Source organism: Kribbella sp. NPDC050820 (assembly GCF_040653975.1).
Classification (GTDB): domain Bacteria; phylum Actinomycetota; class Actinomycetes; order Propionibacteriales; family Kribbellaceae; genus Kribbella.
In genome coordinates this window covers 44,647-60,852 of record NZ_JBFAHB010000057.1, presented here as the reverse complement: position 1 = coordinate 60,852, position 16,206 = coordinate 44,647, and the positions used below count along the sequence as shown (strand labels likewise).

The following is a 16,206-nucleotide window of genomic DNA, read 5'->3' as shown; positions in this document are numbered from 1 at the left end:
CTGGTCAAGAATGGTGAGCGACCTCGGTGCCGCACCCTTGGCGGGCTGGCGCCCGTTGATCGGCCTCCTGGGTACCGGCGTGACCTGCGCCGGTACGACGACTATCTCGCGGCCGCCGGGATCTCCTCGTTGGGGAGCATCACGGAGGCCGTGGTCAGCGACTTCCTGATGCGGTTGCGCGAGGGCGACGCGGACCACCCGCCGCTCACCGCATCCTCGGCCGGGCGGACTGTGGTCGCCGTTCGCGGGTTTCATCGGTTCTGTCTGCGTGAGGGATTGACCGAGGTGGACCCGGCGGCTGCGGTGAAGCCGCCGGCGCCGCCGCAACGGTTGCCGAAGGCACTCTCCGTGGACGAGGTGTCACGGATCCTGACCGCGGCTGCCGGCGCCGAGGCGGAGCCGGCCGTCCTGGCGACGCGCGACGCGGCGTTGCTGGAGTTTCTGTACGGCACCGGTGCGCGGATCTCCGAGGCGGTCGGGCTGGACGTCGACGACATCGACCTCGAGGCGGGTGCGGTGCTGCTGCGCGGCAAGGGCAGCAAGGAGCGCGTCGTACCTGTCGGTTCCTACGCCCGCGACGCGCTGTCGGCGTACCAGGTCCGCGGCCGGCCCGACCTGGTACGGCGAGGACGCGGTACGCCGGCCCTGTTCCTCAACGCCCGCGGCGGCCGCCTCTCCCGGCAGTCCGCCTGGACCGTCCTCCGCCGGGCCGCCCAACGCGCCGGCATCGCCAAGGAGATCTCCCCGCACACCCTCCGCCACTCCTTCGCCACCCATTTGCTGGACGGCGGTGCCGACGTCCGAGTCGTGCAGGAGTTGCTCGGGCACGCCTCGGTCACCACGACGCAGGTCTACACCCTGGTCACGGTCGACAAACTCCGCGAGGTCTACGCCACCTCACACCCCCGCGCGCTGTCGTCGTGATGGCGGACCGCCAGGCCATCACAATCCCGCGCTGTCGCGCGGTCCCCGCGGGGGGACGTGCGCGATCCCGCATTGTGATGGCGCGGCGGTCCGCCACCCAGATTCGTGCCGCCGGCGGGGTCGTGAAAGGGTGGGGGTCGGTGCTCGGATTTTGGGGACGGTGTGCGATCATCTGGTTACGGTTGGTCACGCGGAAGCGGTGATCGGCCGGGTCCGGAGCTTTGTCGACAAACCACCCCACCCCGGTGCGGAGTGGCTGGTTGAGAGTGCTTGAATGCACGCTTACAGTCGCTGGGATCGCCCGTATCGGTTGAAAGGTTTGACGAGTCATGAACGAGTCGACATTCCCGGGCACCGAGCAGTTCCCGTCGCCGGCCCAACCGATCGCGCCGACGGTCTCCCAGCCTGCTGCCGCAGCGCAGCCGCAGCGGAACCTGACCCCACCCGAGAACTATGCGGAGATGCCCCGGCCGACGGCCAAGCTCACCGCGGAGGACATCGCACCTGTGAATGACGCGCACGGCCCGCGGAACAAGATCGGGCCGACCGGCCGGCCGGTTCCCGACCTGCCCGTGCCGCAGCCGCCGACCAGGACGGGCCCGGCGCAGGTGATCGCGATGTGCAACCAGAAGGGTGGCGTCGGCAAGACCACGACCACGATCAACCTCGGCGCGGCGATCGCCGAGACCGGCCGCAAGGTGCTGCTGATCGACTTCGACCCGCAGGGCTCGGCCTCGATCGGCCTCGGCGTGCAGCCGCACGACCTGGACATCTCGGTCTACAACCTGCTGATGCAGCGCGACATCACCCCGGACGAGGTGATCCGTCCGACCCGGGTGGAGAACCTCGACCTGCTGCCGGCCAACATCGACCTGTCGGCGGCCGAGGTCCAGCTGGTCCAGGAGGTCGCCCGCGAGTACACCCTGCAGCGCGTGCTCGAGCCGATCATCCCGAACTACGACGTGATCCTGATCGACTGCGCGCCGTCGCTCGGCCTGCTCACCGTGAACGCGCTGACCGCGTCCAACGGCATCGTCGTACCGCTGGAGTGTGAGTTCTTCGCGCTCCGCGGTCTGGCGATGCTGACCGACACGATCGGCAAGGTCCAGGACCGGCTGAACCCGAAGCTGGAGATCGTCGGGATCCTCGGCACCATGTTCGACGGGCGTACGACGCACGCCCGGGAGGTCCTCGACCGGGTGGTCCAGGCCTTCGACGAACGCGTCTTCCACACCGTCATCCGGCGTACCGTCAAGTTCCCCGAGACCACGGTCGTCGGCGAACCGATCACGACGTACGCCCCGTCCTCGTCTGCGGCCACGCAGTACCGCGATCTTGCCAAGGAGGTGCTGGCGCGTTGTCCCGCCGGGTGAGCCTGCCAGGTGCCAGTGAACTCTTCGGGGGTGCGGCACCGAAGCAGACCAGACCCGAGAAGCGCACCACCACTGACGGACCGTCGACTGTGCGGTCCAGTACGACGGTCGTCGACGACCGGAAGTCGAGTGGTCGGATCCGGCACGACACGAAGATCACCGTGTACGTGACGGAGGAGGAGCTGCTCGGCCTGGAACAGACCAGACTCGCGCTACGGGCCGAGCACGGGCTGACGGCCGACCGCGGCCGGATCGTCCGCGAGGCGATCGATGTGCTGCTGGCCGACTTCGTCGACCACGGACCGGACTCGGTGCTGGTACGGCGGCTCAAGGCCTCGGAGTGACCGTGTCCTCGGACTCGTTGCCGTTGGATCTTGGGTCGGACGCCGGCCCGGCTGTTGCCGAGGGCAAAGGATTCAGCGTTCACCTGGTCAACTTCGAGGGTCCGTTCGACCTGCTGCTGCAGCTGATCAGCAAGCACAAGCTCGACATCACCGAGATCGCGCTGTCCCAGGTCACCGACGACTTCATCGCCCACATCAAGGCGCTCGGGTCGGAGTGGGACCTGGACCAGACGTCGGAGTTCCTGCTGATCGCGGCGACGCTGCTGGACCTCAAGGCGGCCCGGTTGCTGCCGAAGGGCGAGGTCGAGGACTCCGAGGACCTGGCGCTGCTGGAGGCGCGGGACCTGCTGTTCGCGCGGCTGCTGCAGTACCGCGCGTTCAAGCAGATCGCGGCGCTGATGCAGGAGCGGATGGCCGCCGAGGCAAAGCGGTTCCCGCGGGCGGTGGGGGTGGAGCCGCGGTTCGCAGACTTGCTGCCCGAGGTGTTGCTGGGGATCGATCCGGCCGGGCTGGCTGCCTTGGCCGCACGGGCGCTGGCGCCGAAGACCGATCTACCCGAAGGCGTGTCGCTGACGCACCTGCACGGGTCGCAGGTGACGGTGCGGGAGCAGGCGGCTGTCGTCGTGGATCGGTTGCGACGGCAGCGCAGTACGACGTTCCGCGCGTTGGTGGCGGACTCGCCGGACACCGTGACGACGGTGTGCCGGTTCCTGGCGTTGCTGGAGTTGTTCCGGGAGGCGGCTGTCTCCTTCGACCAGGTGACACCGCTGGGGGAGCTCACGATCCGGTGGACCGGGTCGGACGAGGGCGACATCGACGTCAGCGACGAGTTCGACGAGGTGTCGCGCCCCGAATCCGAGGACGGCGAGGCCCCGCAGGTCTCCGACGACACCGACTTCCTCGAACCCGGCGCCAGCGCCACAGCTGAAGACGACGTCGAGCCCGCCCCGGCCGACGCCCCGAACGAGACGGCGGACCAGTGACCGAACACCCCCCAACCCACCCGTCCGCCCCCGCCCACCCCAGCTATGTAGACGAAGGCGCCGACCTCACCCCCGAGGCGCCCTCCGCCGCTGACACCCCCGCCGCCTCCACGGACCCCTCCGACGCAACCGCGCCCGCGGACCTCACCGACCCCGCCGCGGACCCCGAGGACACCGAGCCGCGCTCCAACGCGACCTCCACCGACTCCCTCCCGTCCGACGAGCCCGACGCCTCCTCCACGGATCACACCGACACCGCCTCGTCCGAGGCGTCCACCGAGTCCGCCTCGTCCACGGATCCCGCCGCCGACGACGCCTCCGCGGAGTCCGGCGAGTTCGACAACGAGGTGACCTCCGCCGCCGACTCGGCCCCGGCCGTCGCCGACTCCCCGGATCCGGCCGGCACCGAGCCCTCGAGCGCGGAGCCAACCGCCGAGACGGACTCCGCCGGCGCGACCCCCGAGTCGACCGAGGCCTCACCCGACGTCGCAGATTCCACGGATCTCACCGCGCCGGACGACGAGCCGTCTTCGGCCGCCGACACCCCCTCCGACTCGGCTCCGGACGAGCAGTCGAGCGCCGACTCCGATGTACCAGCGGATGAGGACTACCTGCCGCCGGGGCAGACTGAGGTGCCGGTGGGGGATGAGGTCGTCGTTGACGACGAGACCATGCGGCGCGCGCTCGAGGCGATCCTGATGGTGACGGACGAGCCGTTGCCGGTGCTGACGCTGGCTCGCGCGGTCGGCCGCCCGACGGGTGATGTGGCGTCGGCGTTGGGGACGCTGTCCGAGGAGTACACCGAGCAGGGCCGCGGGTTCGACCTGCGTGAGGTGGGTGGCGGTTGGCGCTACTACACCCGCGTGGAGGCCGCGCCGTACGTCGAGAGGTTCGTCCTCGACGGCCAGCAAGCGCGCCTCACCCAGGCCGCGCTGGAAACCCTCGCCGTGGTCGCATACAAGCAACCGGTCAGCCGCGCCCGAGTCTCCGCGATCCGCGGCGTGAACGTCGACGGCGTCATGCGAACCCTCGTCGCGCGCGGCCTCGTCGAGGAAGCCGGCGCCGACACCGAGTCCCACGCAACCCTGTACCGCACCACGTCCTACTTCCTCGAACGCATGGGCATGCAGTCCCTCGACGACCTCCCCGAGCTAGCCCCCTACCTCCCCGACATGGACGACATAGAGGAAGAACTAGCCGCCCAATCCCTCCCCCCAGCCGACACCACGACGCCCGACGACGGTACGACGCCAGCCGACGACTCGACGCCAGACGCCGGTACGACGCCAGGCGACGGCGCAACGGGCGACGCCAGTACGACGCCCGACGCCGCCGACGAGCCGCCCTCGCCGGTCGAACAGCCATCCACCGCGGACACCGAGTCGGCTCACCCGGACGACTCAGCGGATGCCGGATCCGCCGAGCCGGTCCGCCCGGAGGACCCCTCCTTCGGCGTGCCCCCATCCTCCGCGGCGGATGCGGAGCTTGCCGGATCGATCCCCCAGGAGTACGCGGACTTCGACGTGCCGCCGTCCTCCTCGGCGGATGCGGCCCACGCCGCGCCGGACGAGACCGCCGAGGACCAGACCGGCATCGACGCTGACCTGGCAACCGACGAGCCAGCCGACCTGGACGTCGACCACGAGCCGGGCGACCTCGAGCCATCCGACGAGTTCGACGCCGCCGACGAACCACCGGCCGACGAGTCTGCCGAGGGCGACGCCGGGATCGACGGCGATCTGGCAACCGACGAGCCGGCCGACCTGGACGTCGTACATGAGCCGGGTGAGCTGGAGCCGTCCGACGAGTACCAGGCGAGCGCGACCGAGGTGAGCCCGGACGACGAGCCGACCGCAGGCGAGGAGCCGACCGACGAGGTCACCGTGCCGGCGACTGCTGACAATGACGCGGACGACGAGACGCTGGATCAGCTCGGTGAGTCGGACGAGGCAACCGTCGTGGAAGGCGAGTCTGCTGAGGGTGACGCTGGGATCGACGGGGATCTGGCGACCGACGAGTCGGTTGAGTTGGACGTCGTACATGAGCCGGGTCAGCTGGAGCCGTCCGACGAGTTCGAGGCTGCCGATGAGCGGACCGCGAGCGATACGCCGACTGACGAGGCCGGCACGCCCGCGGCGACTTCTGACGATGAGGCGAGCGCCGACGACGAGGTCAGCACGTCTGACGTGAGTGCGGGCGACGAGGCGAGCACGTCTGACGTGAGTGCGGGTGGCGGGGCGGACGAGGCATTCGTGGAAGACGGATCTGCCGCCGAGGTTGACGCTGGTACTGCGGACCAGGCTGGCACGGCGGACCAGGCTGGCACGGCGGACCAGGCTGGCACGGCGGACCAGGCTGGCACGGCGGACCAGGCTGGCACGGCGGACCAGGGTGGTGCGGCGGAGGATGCTGGGGTGGCGGGGAGTTTGGCTTGGGAGCGGTTGCGGGGGTGGGATGGGGGGCGTGATGGGTGAGGAGGTCGAGGGGGTTCGGCTGCAGAAGGTGTTGGCTCAGGCGGGGGTGGCGAGCCGGCGTAATGCGGAGATCTTGATCGAGCAGGGCAGGGTCGAGGTCGACGGGCAGGTGGTGACCGAGTTCGGGCGGCGGGTGGATCCGGCTGTTTCGGTGATTCGGGTTGATGGGGAGCGGATTCCGCCGACCAGCGCGCACGTGTACCTGGTGCTCAACAAGCCGCGCGGCGTTGTCTCCACGATGTCGGATCCCCAGGGGCGGCGTTGCCTTGCGGACTTCGTCGAGGAACGGCCGGAGCGGCTGTTTCACATCGGCCGGCTGGACACCGACACCGAGGGGTTGTTGCTGCTGACGAATCATGGCGAGTTCGCGCATCGGCTCGCGCATCCGTCGTACGAGGTCTCCAAGACGTACGTCGCCGAAGTCGACGGCAACGTGAAGCCAGCAGTACTGCGCAATCTCCTCGACGGCGTCCAGCTCGACGATGGACCGGCGCAGGCGGACACGGTCAAGGTGATCTCCAGCATCCGCGGCCGCACGCTCATTCAGATCAGCCTGCACGAGGGCCGCAACCGGATCGTCCGCCGCATGTTCGACGCGGTCGGCCACCCGGTCAAGCGCCTCACCCGCACGGCCATCGGCCCGGTCCGCCGCGGCAACCTCCACACCGGCGAACTCCGCGAACTCGACCAAAAAGAACTAGGCCAACTCCTCGACCTGGTCGACCTCTAACCCACCCGCCGGGAGCTCCGTACAAGCGGCGCCCCGTACAGGCGAATCCGCCGTATGCACCGAGTCGTTGTGCGGGCGGTGCCGTCGTACAGGTCTAGTCGTCGTGCGGGCCGAGTCGTGGTGCATGTCGGGTCGTGGGCGGGCCGAGCCGTCGTACAGGCGGAGCCGACGTACGCACCGAGCCGTCGTACAGGCGGAGCCGACGTACGCACCGAGCCGTCGTGCGCGCCGTGCCGTCGTACGGGGGGAGCCGTCCTACGACGGGAGCCGTCGTGCAGGCGGAGTCGTCGTGCGGGCCGGGTCGTCGTGCAGGCCGAGTCGTCGTACGCGCCGAGTTGTCGTTCGGGCCGGGTTGTCGTGCAGGCCGAGTCGTGCGCACCGAGTCTTTGTACGGGGGGCGTGCGGGTGGAGTTGTTGTGTGGGGCGAGGCGTTGTGTGGCGCTTGTTGTGGGGGTGGGGTTACTCGCCGTTGAGGGCGGCGGTGGGGGTGGGGAGGGTTTGGCGGAAGCGGAAGTGGGTGGGGTCGGTGAAGGTTCCGGGGACCTTGCCGAGGGAGTTGATGATGGTGGCGGTTCCGTTGGCGTGGCTCATGGCGTAGAGGTAGCCGGAGCCGGTGTCCTTGTCGATGCCGAGAAGGAGCGTGCTCGCCCGGCCGCACTTCTCCGCGATCAGGGTCTCGAAGCCCTGCCACGTCCGTGTCCGCACCTTCTTCACGATCGGTACGGCGGTGCTGCTCAGCGGGATCCGGATCGTGTAGAGCGCGCCCCCGCGGGTGTTCGCGAGGAAGGTGTCGTACGTCGGGGTCTGGCTGATCAGCGTCATCGTCTTGACCGCGTCGAACCCCTTGAACACCTTGGGCTGGCCCCAGCCCTGGTTCCAGCGGTGGATCGTCCCGGACCACAGCGCGTAGTTGTTGGCCCGGTGCGACCCGTCGGCGGCGAAGTAGAACGACTCCTCGACGTACGTGATGCTCGGCGTCCAGCCGCCCCCGATCAGCGTCTGCTCGTACGTGCCCGGCGTGACATCGGTCAGGTTGTCGCCGACGTGGTAGTAGACGTCGTACAGGCTGTTGCCGATCGAGACCGTGGCGAAGCGGTGCTCGCCCTCGCTCGTACCGGGCTCCCAGCCGACCGCAGTGGCCAGCCGCACCTGCCCGTCCGGGAACAGGTCCTTCGGCCCGTCGACGGACTGTACAACGCTCGGCGGCGTGGTCGCGGAGATCTGCTGGAGGCGGTGACCGCCCGATGCCGTCACCGACCCCAGCCTGAGTCCACAGACGGCGGTGGTGCTCGCCGTTGCCGTCGGGACGAGTGTCGCCGCCAGCAGTACGGCGCTCAGCGTGCCGGCCAACCCGGTGAGTCTCCTCATACCCACGTCGATGCACTCCGTCGCCAGAAAGTTACAGCGCCCGATCGAAGAAGCTCCGCACCAGCACGCGTACGCGCTGATCCCGCAAGACGTACTGCCGATCAGCCGAGCCCGAGCCGACGGCGTGACGAGGCCGGCCGCCTGCAGCTGCGGAGTAAGGGCGGCGTAGTCGGTGAACACCCAGTGGTTCGCATCCCGAAGCTCGACGCGCCGTACCGGTCCGCCGTGAGCCATCACGGCCGCCCAGCTCCGGTCGAAGCGATCGTCGCGGAAGCCGTCCGTCCCGGCCAGCAGCAGCGGCTTGTCGGTGCCATGCTCAGCAATCGGGTGCAGCTCACCGTCCAGCGAATCCAGGTACCCATCAAGGTTGACCGCCGCTCGGACCCGCGGATCGTCGAGCGACACCGCCGCGGTCGCGCCGCCCGCCGATCAGCTCACGCACGCCGGCGCCGTTCCACGGATCAGTGCGATCACGATCCACCAGAGGCAACCTCGTCGTACCGACCAGGAGTCGTCCCGTCGGCGGCGGAAGCCGAAGCGTGAGGTCACCACTGCGGGCGAAGGCCGGCGACACCCCGGTCAGGATCGTCGAGGCGAGTACGGCGGTGAAGGTTCGTCTCCTCATGACGCCGACGCTGGCATCCGCAACCTGGGTCGTCACTACTGTCGGATCGACCTCCACCCGGAGATCCACCCGTCGTCCGGAGAGCGCTCCACTCGCAGTCGGTTGACATCAAAGGGGTAACGCCGTGAAACGGCGCGCCTGAGACATGGCCCGGTTGTCGGAGGTGCCACGTAGTGTGGGTGTGTGAACCGGCGAATCTTCGGTCTGGAGAACGAGTACGGCGTCACGTGTACCTTTCGCGGTCAGCGCCGACTGACCCCGGACGAGGTGGCGCGGTACCTGTTTCGGCGCGTCGTGTCCTGGGGGCGGAGCAGCAACGTCTTCCTCCGCAACGGGGCGCGGCTCTACCTCGACGTGGGCTCCCACCCGGAGTACGCGACCGGTGAGTGTGACTCGGTCACCGACCTGATCGCGCACGACAAGGCCGGTGAGCGGATCCTCGAGGGCCTGCTGGTGGATGCGCAGAAGCGGCTGCACGACGAGGGCATCTTCGGCGACGTCTACCTGTTCAAGAACAACACCGACTCGGCCGGCAACAGCTACGGCTGCCACGAGAACTACCTGGTCAGCCGGCACGGGGACTTCGCCAAGCTGGCCGACGTGCTGATCCCGTTCCTGGTCACGCGCCAGCTGATCTGCGGCGCCGGCAAGGTGCTGCAGACCCCGCGCGGCGCGGTGTACTCGGTCAGCCAGCGCGCCGAGCACATCTGGGAGGGCGTCTCCAGCGCGACCACCCGGTCCCGGCCGATCATCAACACCCGCGACGAGCCGCACGCGGACGCCGAGCGGTTCCGCCGGCTGCACGTCATCGTCGGCGACTCGAACATGTCCGAGACCACCATGCTGCTCAAGGTGGCCAGCACCGACCTGGTACTGCGGATGATCGAGGCCGGCATCGTGATGCGCGACCTGACCCTGGACAACCCGATCCGGGCCATCCGCGAGATCAGCCACGACATGACCGGCCGCCGCGAGGTCCGGCTCGCCAACGGCCGCGAGGCCAGCGCCCTCGACATCCAGAGCGAGTACCTGACCAAGGCGCGCGACTTCGTCGACCGCCGCGAGCTCGGGACGCCGGCCGTCGAGCGGGCGCTGTCGCTGTGGGAGCGGACGCTGAAGGCGATCGAGTCCGGTGACCTGAGCGGGATCGAGCGCGAGATCGACTGGGTGATCAAGTACCGCCTGATCGAGCGCTACCGGCAGCAGAACAACCTCGGCCTGGCCAGCCCGCGGGTCGCCCAGCTCGACCTGGCGTACCACGACATCCACCGGCCACGCGGGCTGTACTACCTGCTCGAGCGCAAGGGCGCGGTCACCCGGGTGGTCGACGACCTGCGGATCTTCGAGGCCAAGTCGGTGCCGCCGCAGACGACCCGGGCCCGGCTGCGCGGTGAGTTCATCAAGCGCGCGCAGGAGCGCCGCCGCGACTTCACCGTCGACTGGGTGCACCTGAAGCTGAACGACCAGGCCCAGCGCACCGTGCTGTGCAAGGATCCGTTCAAGTCCCATGACGAACGAGTGGAAAAACTCATCGCCAGCATGTGAGGTCCGCCGTACGACGAACTCGCTGTCACCGTACGTGGTGTGACGCAATGGTGACGCGGCCGGGCGATGGTGTCTTTGCGTGCGCAGGCTAGGGTGGGCGCGTTGTTGCCCCCGAGAGGGTTTCTGCCCTCCGAGTCGAGCGGCGCGGATCGCGCCGGGATGTTTCGAGGTGCTCGTTTCGTGCGCAAGTTGTTGAGTCTGGTCGCGGTGGTCGCGCTCGGGTCCGGGCTGGCCGCCTGTGGCTCCGACGAACCGGAGTTCGGAGCCGGTGGGGTGAAGGTGACCTCGGAGTTCGGCCAGAAGCCGACCGTCACCCACCGCGAAGGTGACCCGGACAAGACCCTGGTGACCGAGGTCCTCAAGGAGGGCGACGGGCCGGCGGTCAAGAAGGGCGAGCTGCTCACCGCGAACTACCTCGGCCAGATCTGGCGGGACGGCAAGGTCTTCGACAACTCCTACGACCGGGGTGCGCCGGCGTCGTTCCCGATCGGGGTCGGCGGCGTCATCGCCGGCTGGGACGAGGGCCTGGTCGGCAAGAAGATCGGCAGCCGCGTGATGCTGTCCATCCCTGCCGACAAGGGCTACGGCCCCTCCGGCGGCAACGAGAAAGCCGGCATCACCAAGGACGACACGCTGATCTTCGTCGTCGACCTGGTCGGCGCGGCCGCCAACGACACCCCGCTGGACGCCACCCCGGCGGCCTCGACGGCGAGTGCGATCAAGGTCACCGGTGCGCTGAACGCGGAGCCGAAGGTAACGGTCCCGGCGGGCAGCAAGGCGCCGGCGAAGCCGGGCAAGCCGGTGGTGTTCGCGACCGGCAAGGGCAAGCCGATCGAGAAGGGCAGCCAGCTGATCGGCCGGTACGTCGTGTTCGACTACGCCGGCAAGAAGCAGGCCAGCACCTGGGACGGCCAGCCCGCCGCGCAGGGCCAGCCCGCGCAGCCCGGCGCCCCGACCGACCAGCTGCAGGTAGGCCCCGGCCCGAACGGCCAGGCCGGCCCGCTGGACGCCCTCGCCGGTATCCCGATCGGCAGCCGCGTCCTCGTCGAGCTGCCCCCGACCAAGGACGCCGCCGGCAAGACCGTCAGCGCCTTCGCGGTCATCGACGTGCTGAACGCGTTCCCGGCCCCGAAGCAGCAGGGTCAGTAACCGAAGCAGCAGGGTCGGTAACCGAAGCAGCTACCGACAGCCGGTCTCCCTACGTGGGAGGCCGGCTCTCGGTGTGTTTATCGGCGGAACCAGCGGTTGGTGTCCGGGTGGAAGGTGAGGGCCAGGGCGGCCAGCAGGGCGCTGAGGTGGATGGTGCGCAGGCCTGCCGAGAGTAAGAACGAGGGAGACCAACTGAGGTCGCTGAGCTGGTGGTCGGCCAGCCAGGTGATGGGTTGGTAGACGAGGGACGCGAGGCCGACGGTGCCCAGGAGCCCGGCAAGGAGGTAGCGGGACCAGGGGACGCCGTGACGGAAGTAGCGGTCGATGGTGACGAACAGTCCGCCGTACACAAGCGTCCGTACGGCGAGCTGGACCGCGAGAGCTGGTAGCGAGCTGTCCGCCTGGATCGCGCCGACGACGGACTCCGCGACCCCCGCACCGACGGCGAGCAACCACAGCAGGGTCGCCCAACGGGCCGTCAGTGGGGCTTCGACTGCAGTAGTGGTTGCCATGCTTCCAGCGTCGCCGCCGAAGCCCTGAGCATCAGGAGTACTGCGACCACACTCGAGGTGGACGTACCCCCACCGGTCACCCTCGCTCCGGCGCTACCCCACGCTGCTGCTGCCGCCGTGCCACTGGCTGCTGACCCTGGCCGGCCAGGACCGGAGCACCGCTCGACAACACCGCCTGAGTGCTGTCCACGTGCCTGTGGAACTCGTCCTGTCCAGCGGCGTACGCCATCAGGTCGATGTCGTGCGGCAGCTTCGGCGCCGCGTCGAAGATGCGGGCGTGCGAGGCCGCCAGCAGCACTCTGATCGTCGCGTCCCCACCGCGCTGGTACTCCGGCCCCTGGTACAGGTAGTACTCCGCCGCAGTGAACGCCCGCCGCGCGTCCGGATCGGCAATCAGGTCCCCTCGGCCCTCGGCCCGCTGTGTTTCCAGATCGCCCAGCACAGTGAACGCCTCCCGCTGCAGAGCATGCCGATCGGCCTCCGCACCGGTCATCGTGCACCAGATCCCCTCGGGAGGAACGGCGACGCCGTACGCCTCTGCGGCGGCGCTCCCGCGCATCAGCACGTTCCCCGGGATCGTCCGGCCGTCCGGCAACCGCACGTGGTTCTGCAGCGTCTCCAGGCCGGGTGGCGCCTCAGCCTGGAACCGCGCCTCGATGATTGCCCCCATCCGGGCCGACGTCCGGCTGCCAGGAGTCTCGTCGACCCGGACCACCAGGCCGGTGGCCCGGTCGGTCGTCAGCTCCCGCCGGCGGCCCGGACCGAAGCGATCGACCATGCGATGGCCGCCGATCGGGAGGTGGTACTGCTCGAGCTCGGCGCCAGGGCTCTGGCCCTCGGCGGTGTGGGCGAGGCGATACCGCCACTCCGCGAGGTCGCGGTACAGCTGCACGAAGGCCATCGATCGCTCGTCCGGCGTCGACAGGCGGTCCAGCGTCCCGCTCAACCTCTCCAGCGCCTGGTTGGCGGCAGCCGCCTGGAAGTCGGCGAACCGCGCCTTCTGGTCCCAGACTGCCGGATTGTTCGTCGTCATGATGAACTCGGGCGTCGGGAAGCTCGCGGCGGTGATGATCACGGCACGTCCACGAGTCCGGCGGCATGGCGCCCGGCTGCGGCGGCCGCCTCGAAGTACGCGCGGTCGGCGTCCAGGTCGCGGCCCATCGTCGACAACTTGACCGGCGCTGCACGCATGGCGTCGTACAGGCCGTCCACTCCCACGCGCACGACGCGGTGCCGGGCCTTGAGTGGTTCGGCGGCGTCGCGGACCGCGTCACCGAACTCACCCGGCAGATCGGGTACGACGACATCCGCCGGCTGCAACGCCACCCGGCCGTACGCGGTCAGGCTGTGGTGCGAGATCCCGCGGTGCCGCGGCCGCGGGTCGGCCTCGGAGATCCGCAGCGACGCCACGGCCCGCCCGCCCAGCGTGCCGACCGCGTTGACCGCCTCACCCGACTGCACCCCGGAGAACCCCCACCGGGTCCCAGTCCCCAGGTTGCCCGGCCCCTGCGTCAGTACGACGAGCTCCGCCGTCAGCACGTGTACGGCGGTCAGCAGCCCGGTGTGGACCGTGACAGCCTCCCGATCCCCGCCGTACGCCTGTCCAACGGTCACAGTCCCGCTCAGCCACCCGCTGTCCCGCAGCGCCGCCACAGTCCGCGAGAACGCCAGCGGCAGCGCCCCACCGTCAGTCATCACATAGACGACCCGCGTGGTCGGCCGTGCCTCGTACAGACCGGCCAGTACGGCGGGGAGCGCCGAGTGCAGGTCCGCCACGACGACCGGCGTACGGAAGAGGTCGTCCGCGTCACGCAGTACGTCGTGGTCGGGGGAGTCCTGCTCGTCCGCGCCCAGCACCATCGTCTGCAGCGGCGTGTAGCGCGCCTTGACCAGGTGGCCGTGCTCAGGAGGGTCCTCCGGCAGCCGGTCCGGTACGGCGACCACCAAGGCGTACCCGCCCGTCCCCAGGCCCTTGTCGAGCGCGCCGACGTTCAGCAGCACCCGGTCGCCGGCCACCGGCGAACCGACCAGCTCCGGGTAGGCCAGCGCGCGCACAGCCTGCGAACCGACCGTCACTGTCAGCTCAACAGCGCCCGCCCAGCTCCGTCCGACCTCACGCACCACACCGTCGCGCCACCGAATCACACGCCGACTGTAGTGCCTCGAAGGTGTGTTCGAAGATTTCGGTGCGGGAGGGCGGGGTTTGACGCTTTCAGGCCGTAAGGTGGTCGGGTGTCGGCGCGGAAGAGTGAGCGACTGCTCAACGTGGTCATCTGCCTGCTGGTCGCGCGCACCTACGTGACCAAGGAACGCATCCGCGAGGTCGTCGAGGGGTACGCGGGCCAGACCGACGACGCGTTCGAGAAGATGTTCGAGCGGGACAAGGACGAGCTGCGCGACCTCGGCATCCCGATCGAGATGGGCACCATCGACAAGTTCTTCTCGGACGAGGTCGGCTACCGGATCCGCCGGGACGTGTTCGAGCTGCCCGAGGTTCATCTGGAGCCGGACGAGGCCGCCGTACTGGGTGTCGCCGCCCGGGTCTGGCAGCACGCCAGCCTGGCCGAGGCGACCACGTCGGCCGTGCTCAAGCTGAAGGCGGCCGGGATCCAGACCGACCAGTCCGCGCTGAGCGCCATCGAGCCGCACGTCGGCGCGTCCGAGCCGGCCTTCGACCCGCTGTGGTCGGCCGTGGTCAGCCGGACCGCCGTACGGTTCCAGCACCTGCGCAGCGGCGCGTCGGAGCCGACCACTCGGACCCTGGAGCCCTGGGGGATCGTCTCCTGGCACGGCCGTTGGTACGTCGTGGGCCGGGACCGCGACCGCCAGGCGACCCGGATGTTCCGGCTGTCCCGGATCGGTGGGGACGTGAAGACGGTCGGCGAGCCGGGCGCGTTCACCGTGCCGGAGGGCACCGACCTGCGGTCACTGGTGTCCGAGCTCGCGCCGCCGCGGCCGACGTCGGAGGCGAAGGTGCGGGCTCGCACCGGCTCATGCGTCAGCCTGCGGCGCCGTGCGAACGCCATAGAGCCGTACGAGGAGGGCTGGGACCTCCTGCACGTCCCGTACGGCGACTCCGGCGTGCTGGCCGAGGAGATCGCCTCTTACGGCCCGGACGCGGTGGTTGAGGGCCCAGGCGACGTACTGGACGGTGTGCTCTGGAGACTCCGGACGGTGGCCGGGGTATGAGTAATGCGCGTGACCAAGTGCAGCGGCTGCTGGCACTGGTGCCTTACCTGCGCGAGAACGACGGTGCGCGGGTCGACGACGTCGCCAAGGAGTTCGGCGTCCGGCCGAAGCAGATCCTCGCGGACCTGAAGGTGCTGTGGTTCTGCGGGCTGCCGGGTGCGCAGATGGGCGATCTGATCGAGATCGACATCGAGGCGGCCGAGGGCGACGGCGTCATCCACATCAACAACGCCGACTACCTGGCCCGTCCGTTGCGGCTGGCCGCGGACGAGGCGCTGGCGCTGCTGACCGCGCTCCGGACGCTGCGTGAGGTGACCGCCGGGAGCGACCGGGACGCGGTCGACCGGGCGATCGCCAAGCTCGAGCGCGCTGCGGGGGAGGCTGCGGCCGCGAGTGAGGGTGCGGCGGCCCACGTACACGTCGAGCCGGCCGCGCCGGAGATCGCCGAGACGGTCAACCGGGCCCTGGCAGGGAAGCGTCGCCTGCATCTGACGTACGACGTACCGTCGCGCGACGAGACCACCGAGCGGGACGTGGACCCGATGCGGCTGGTCGTCTCCGAGGGGCGCACGTACCTGGAAGCCTGGTGCCGGCTGGCCGAGGACGTCCGGTTGTTCCGCCTGGACCGGATCGCTGCGGTGAAGCTGCTCGAGCTGCCGAGCGAGCCGCCGCCGGAGGCGACGCCGCGGGACCTGTCGAACGGCATGTTCCAGCCGTCCGAGCGGGACCTGCTGGCGACCATCCGGCTCGCGCCGCCGGCCCGCTGGGTCGCCGAGTACTACCCGAACGAGTCGGTCGAAGAAGGCCCGGAGAACTCGCTCATCGTCAAGCTCCGCGTCGCCGACACCGGCTGGCTCCAGCGCCTGGTCCTCCGCCTGGGCGGCGCCGCCACAGTCCTCGACCCACCCGACCTGACCACCCAGATCGCCGCCACCGCCCGCGAAGCCCTCTCCGCGTACGACGACCCGTCCTGACGAACGCCTCGTTCGA

At 69.7% G+C, this 16,206-nt stretch carries 15 protein-coding genes; 10 read left to right on the top strand and 5 right to left on the bottom strand.

The window, feature by feature from the left end:
• Positions 1-45: 45 nt before the first annotated feature.
• The 6 genes from AB0H36_RS35115 (at position 46) to AB0H36_RS35090 (ending at position 6,828) form a co-directional block, all read left to right on the top strand.
• Positions 46-924 (top strand): site-specific tyrosine recombinase XerD, encoded by an 879-nt coding sequence (locus AB0H36_RS35115; RefSeq protein WP_360533841.1) that lies wholly within the window; start codon positions 46-48, stop codon positions 922-924.
• 461 nt (positions 925-1,385) lie between these two features.
• Complete coding sequence (locus AB0H36_RS35110) at positions 1,386-2,297, top strand: ParA family protein (protein ID WP_360533838.1); 912 nt, start codon at positions 1,386-1,388, stop codon at positions 2,295-2,297.
• Entirely contained in the window at positions 2,282-2,641 is a 360-nt protein-coding gene (locus AB0H36_RS35105; protein WP_360533829.1) for a hypothetical protein, read from the top strand. The genes AB0H36_RS35110 and AB0H36_RS35105 overlap by 16 nt, the downstream gene beginning before the upstream one ends.
• A 2-nt stretch (positions 2,642-2,643) precedes the next feature.
• Entirely contained in the window at positions 2,644-3,624 is a 981-nt protein-coding gene (locus AB0H36_RS35100) for a segregation/condensation protein A (RefSeq protein ID WP_360533835.1), read from the top strand.
• Positions 3,621-6,098 (top strand): SMC-Scp complex subunit ScpB, encoded by a 2,478-nt coding sequence (gene scpB, locus AB0H36_RS35095; RefSeq protein WP_360533826.1) that lies wholly within the window; start codon positions 3,621-3,623, stop codon positions 6,096-6,098. Before AB0H36_RS35100 ends, scpB begins: the two co-directional genes overlap by 4 nt.
• Positions 6,091-6,828 (top strand): pseudouridine synthase, encoded by a 738-nt coding sequence (locus AB0H36_RS35090; RefSeq protein WP_360533823.1) that lies wholly within the window; start codon positions 6,091-6,093, stop codon positions 6,826-6,828. Before scpB ends, AB0H36_RS35090 begins: the two co-directional genes overlap by 8 nt.
• A gap of 459 nt (positions 6,829-7,287) precedes the next feature.
• Here AB0H36_RS35090 and AB0H36_RS35085 read toward each other — a convergent pair whose 3' ends face one another.
• Both AB0H36_RS35085 and AB0H36_RS35080 read right to left on the bottom strand, forming a co-directional pair.
• The gene (locus AB0H36_RS35085) at positions 7,288-8,601 is read right to left on the bottom strand and encodes a hypothetical protein (RefSeq protein ID WP_360533820.1); all 1,314 of its coding nucleotides are present in this window, start codon (positions 8,599-8,601) and stop codon (positions 7,288-7,290) included.
• The gene (locus AB0H36_RS35080) at positions 8,558-8,821 is read right to left on the bottom strand and encodes a hypothetical protein (protein WP_360533816.1); all 264 of its coding nucleotides are present in this window, start codon (positions 8,819-8,821) and stop codon (positions 8,558-8,560) included. The genes AB0H36_RS35085 and AB0H36_RS35080 overlap by 44 nt, the downstream gene beginning before the upstream one ends.
• Positions 8,822-9,004: 183 nt before the next feature.
• On the opposite strand from AB0H36_RS35080, the gene pafA reads away from it, so the two are divergent.
• Positions 9,005-10,366: a Pup--protein ligase gene (gene pafA / locus AB0H36_RS35075; RefSeq protein ID WP_360533813.1), complete on the top strand. Its 1,362-nt coding sequence runs from the start codon at positions 9,005-9,007 to the stop codon at positions 10,364-10,366.
• A 180-nt stretch (positions 10,367-10,546) separates the two neighbouring features.
• Positions 10,547-11,515 (top strand): FKBP-type peptidyl-prolyl cis-trans isomerase, encoded by a 969-nt coding sequence (locus tag AB0H36_RS35070; RefSeq protein WP_360533810.1) that lies wholly within the window; start codon positions 10,547-10,549, stop codon positions 11,513-11,515.
• Positions 11,516-11,592: 77 nt separating this feature from the next.
• On the opposite strand, the gene AB0H36_RS35065 is transcribed toward AB0H36_RS35070, so the two are convergent.
• From AB0H36_RS35065 to AB0H36_RS35055, 3 genes are all read right to left on the bottom strand, one after another.
• Positions 11,593-12,027 carry a hypothetical protein gene (locus AB0H36_RS35065; RefSeq protein ID WP_360533807.1) on the bottom strand — a complete coding sequence of 145 codons (435 nt, stop codon included), beginning with the start codon at positions 12,025-12,027 and terminating at the stop codon, positions 11,593-11,595.
• Between the two features lie 76 nt (positions 12,028-12,103).
• Positions 12,104-13,102 carry a hypothetical protein gene (locus tag AB0H36_RS35060; protein ID WP_360533804.1) on the bottom strand — a complete coding sequence of 333 codons (999 nt, stop codon included), beginning with the start codon at positions 13,100-13,102 and terminating at the stop codon, positions 12,104-12,106.
• Positions 13,099-14,172 (bottom strand): DUF3866 family protein, encoded by a 1,074-nt coding sequence (locus AB0H36_RS35055; protein WP_360533801.1) that lies wholly within the window; start codon positions 14,170-14,172, stop codon positions 13,099-13,101. The genes AB0H36_RS35060 and AB0H36_RS35055 overlap by 4 nt, the downstream gene beginning before the upstream one ends.
• 87 nt (positions 14,173-14,259) lie before the next feature.
• Between AB0H36_RS35055 and AB0H36_RS35050 the strand changes: the two genes are divergently transcribed.
• Both AB0H36_RS35050 and AB0H36_RS35045 read left to right on the top strand, forming a co-directional pair.
• The gene (locus tag AB0H36_RS35050; RefSeq protein WP_360533798.1) at positions 14,260-15,216 is read left to right on the top strand and encodes a WYL domain-containing protein; all 957 of its coding nucleotides are present in this window, start codon (positions 14,260-14,262) and stop codon (positions 15,214-15,216) included.
• Positions 15,213-16,190, top strand: a complete 978-nt coding sequence (locus AB0H36_RS35045) for a WYL domain-containing protein (protein ID WP_360533795.1) — start codon at positions 15,213-15,215, stop codon at positions 16,188-16,190. The genes AB0H36_RS35050 and AB0H36_RS35045 overlap by 4 nt, the downstream gene beginning before the upstream one ends.
• Positions 16,191-16,206: the final 16 nt, after the last annotated feature.

Excerpts from the sequence above, each read along its gene's own strand:
- AB0H36_RS35065 (WP_360533807.1), bottom strand. The coding sequence starts at position 12,027 with ATGGCAACCACTACTGCAGTCGAAGCCCCACTGACGGCCCGTTGGGCG.
- AB0H36_RS35110 (WP_360533838.1), top strand. The coding sequence starts at position 1,386 with ATGCCCCGGCCGACGGCCAAGCTCACCGCGGAGGACATCGCACCTGTG.
- AB0H36_RS35090 (WP_360533823.1), top strand. The coding sequence starts at position 6,091 with ATGGGTGAGGAGGTCGAGGGGGTTCGGCTGCAGAAGGTGTTGGCTCAG.
- AB0H36_RS35045 (WP_360533795.1), top strand. The coding sequence starts at position 15,213 with ATGAGTAATGCGCGTGACCAAGTGCAGCGGCTGCTGGCACTGGTGCCT.
- AB0H36_RS35080 (WP_360533816.1), bottom strand. The coding sequence starts at position 8,821 with ATGAGGAGACGAACCTTCACCGCCGTACTCGCCTCGACGATCCTGACC.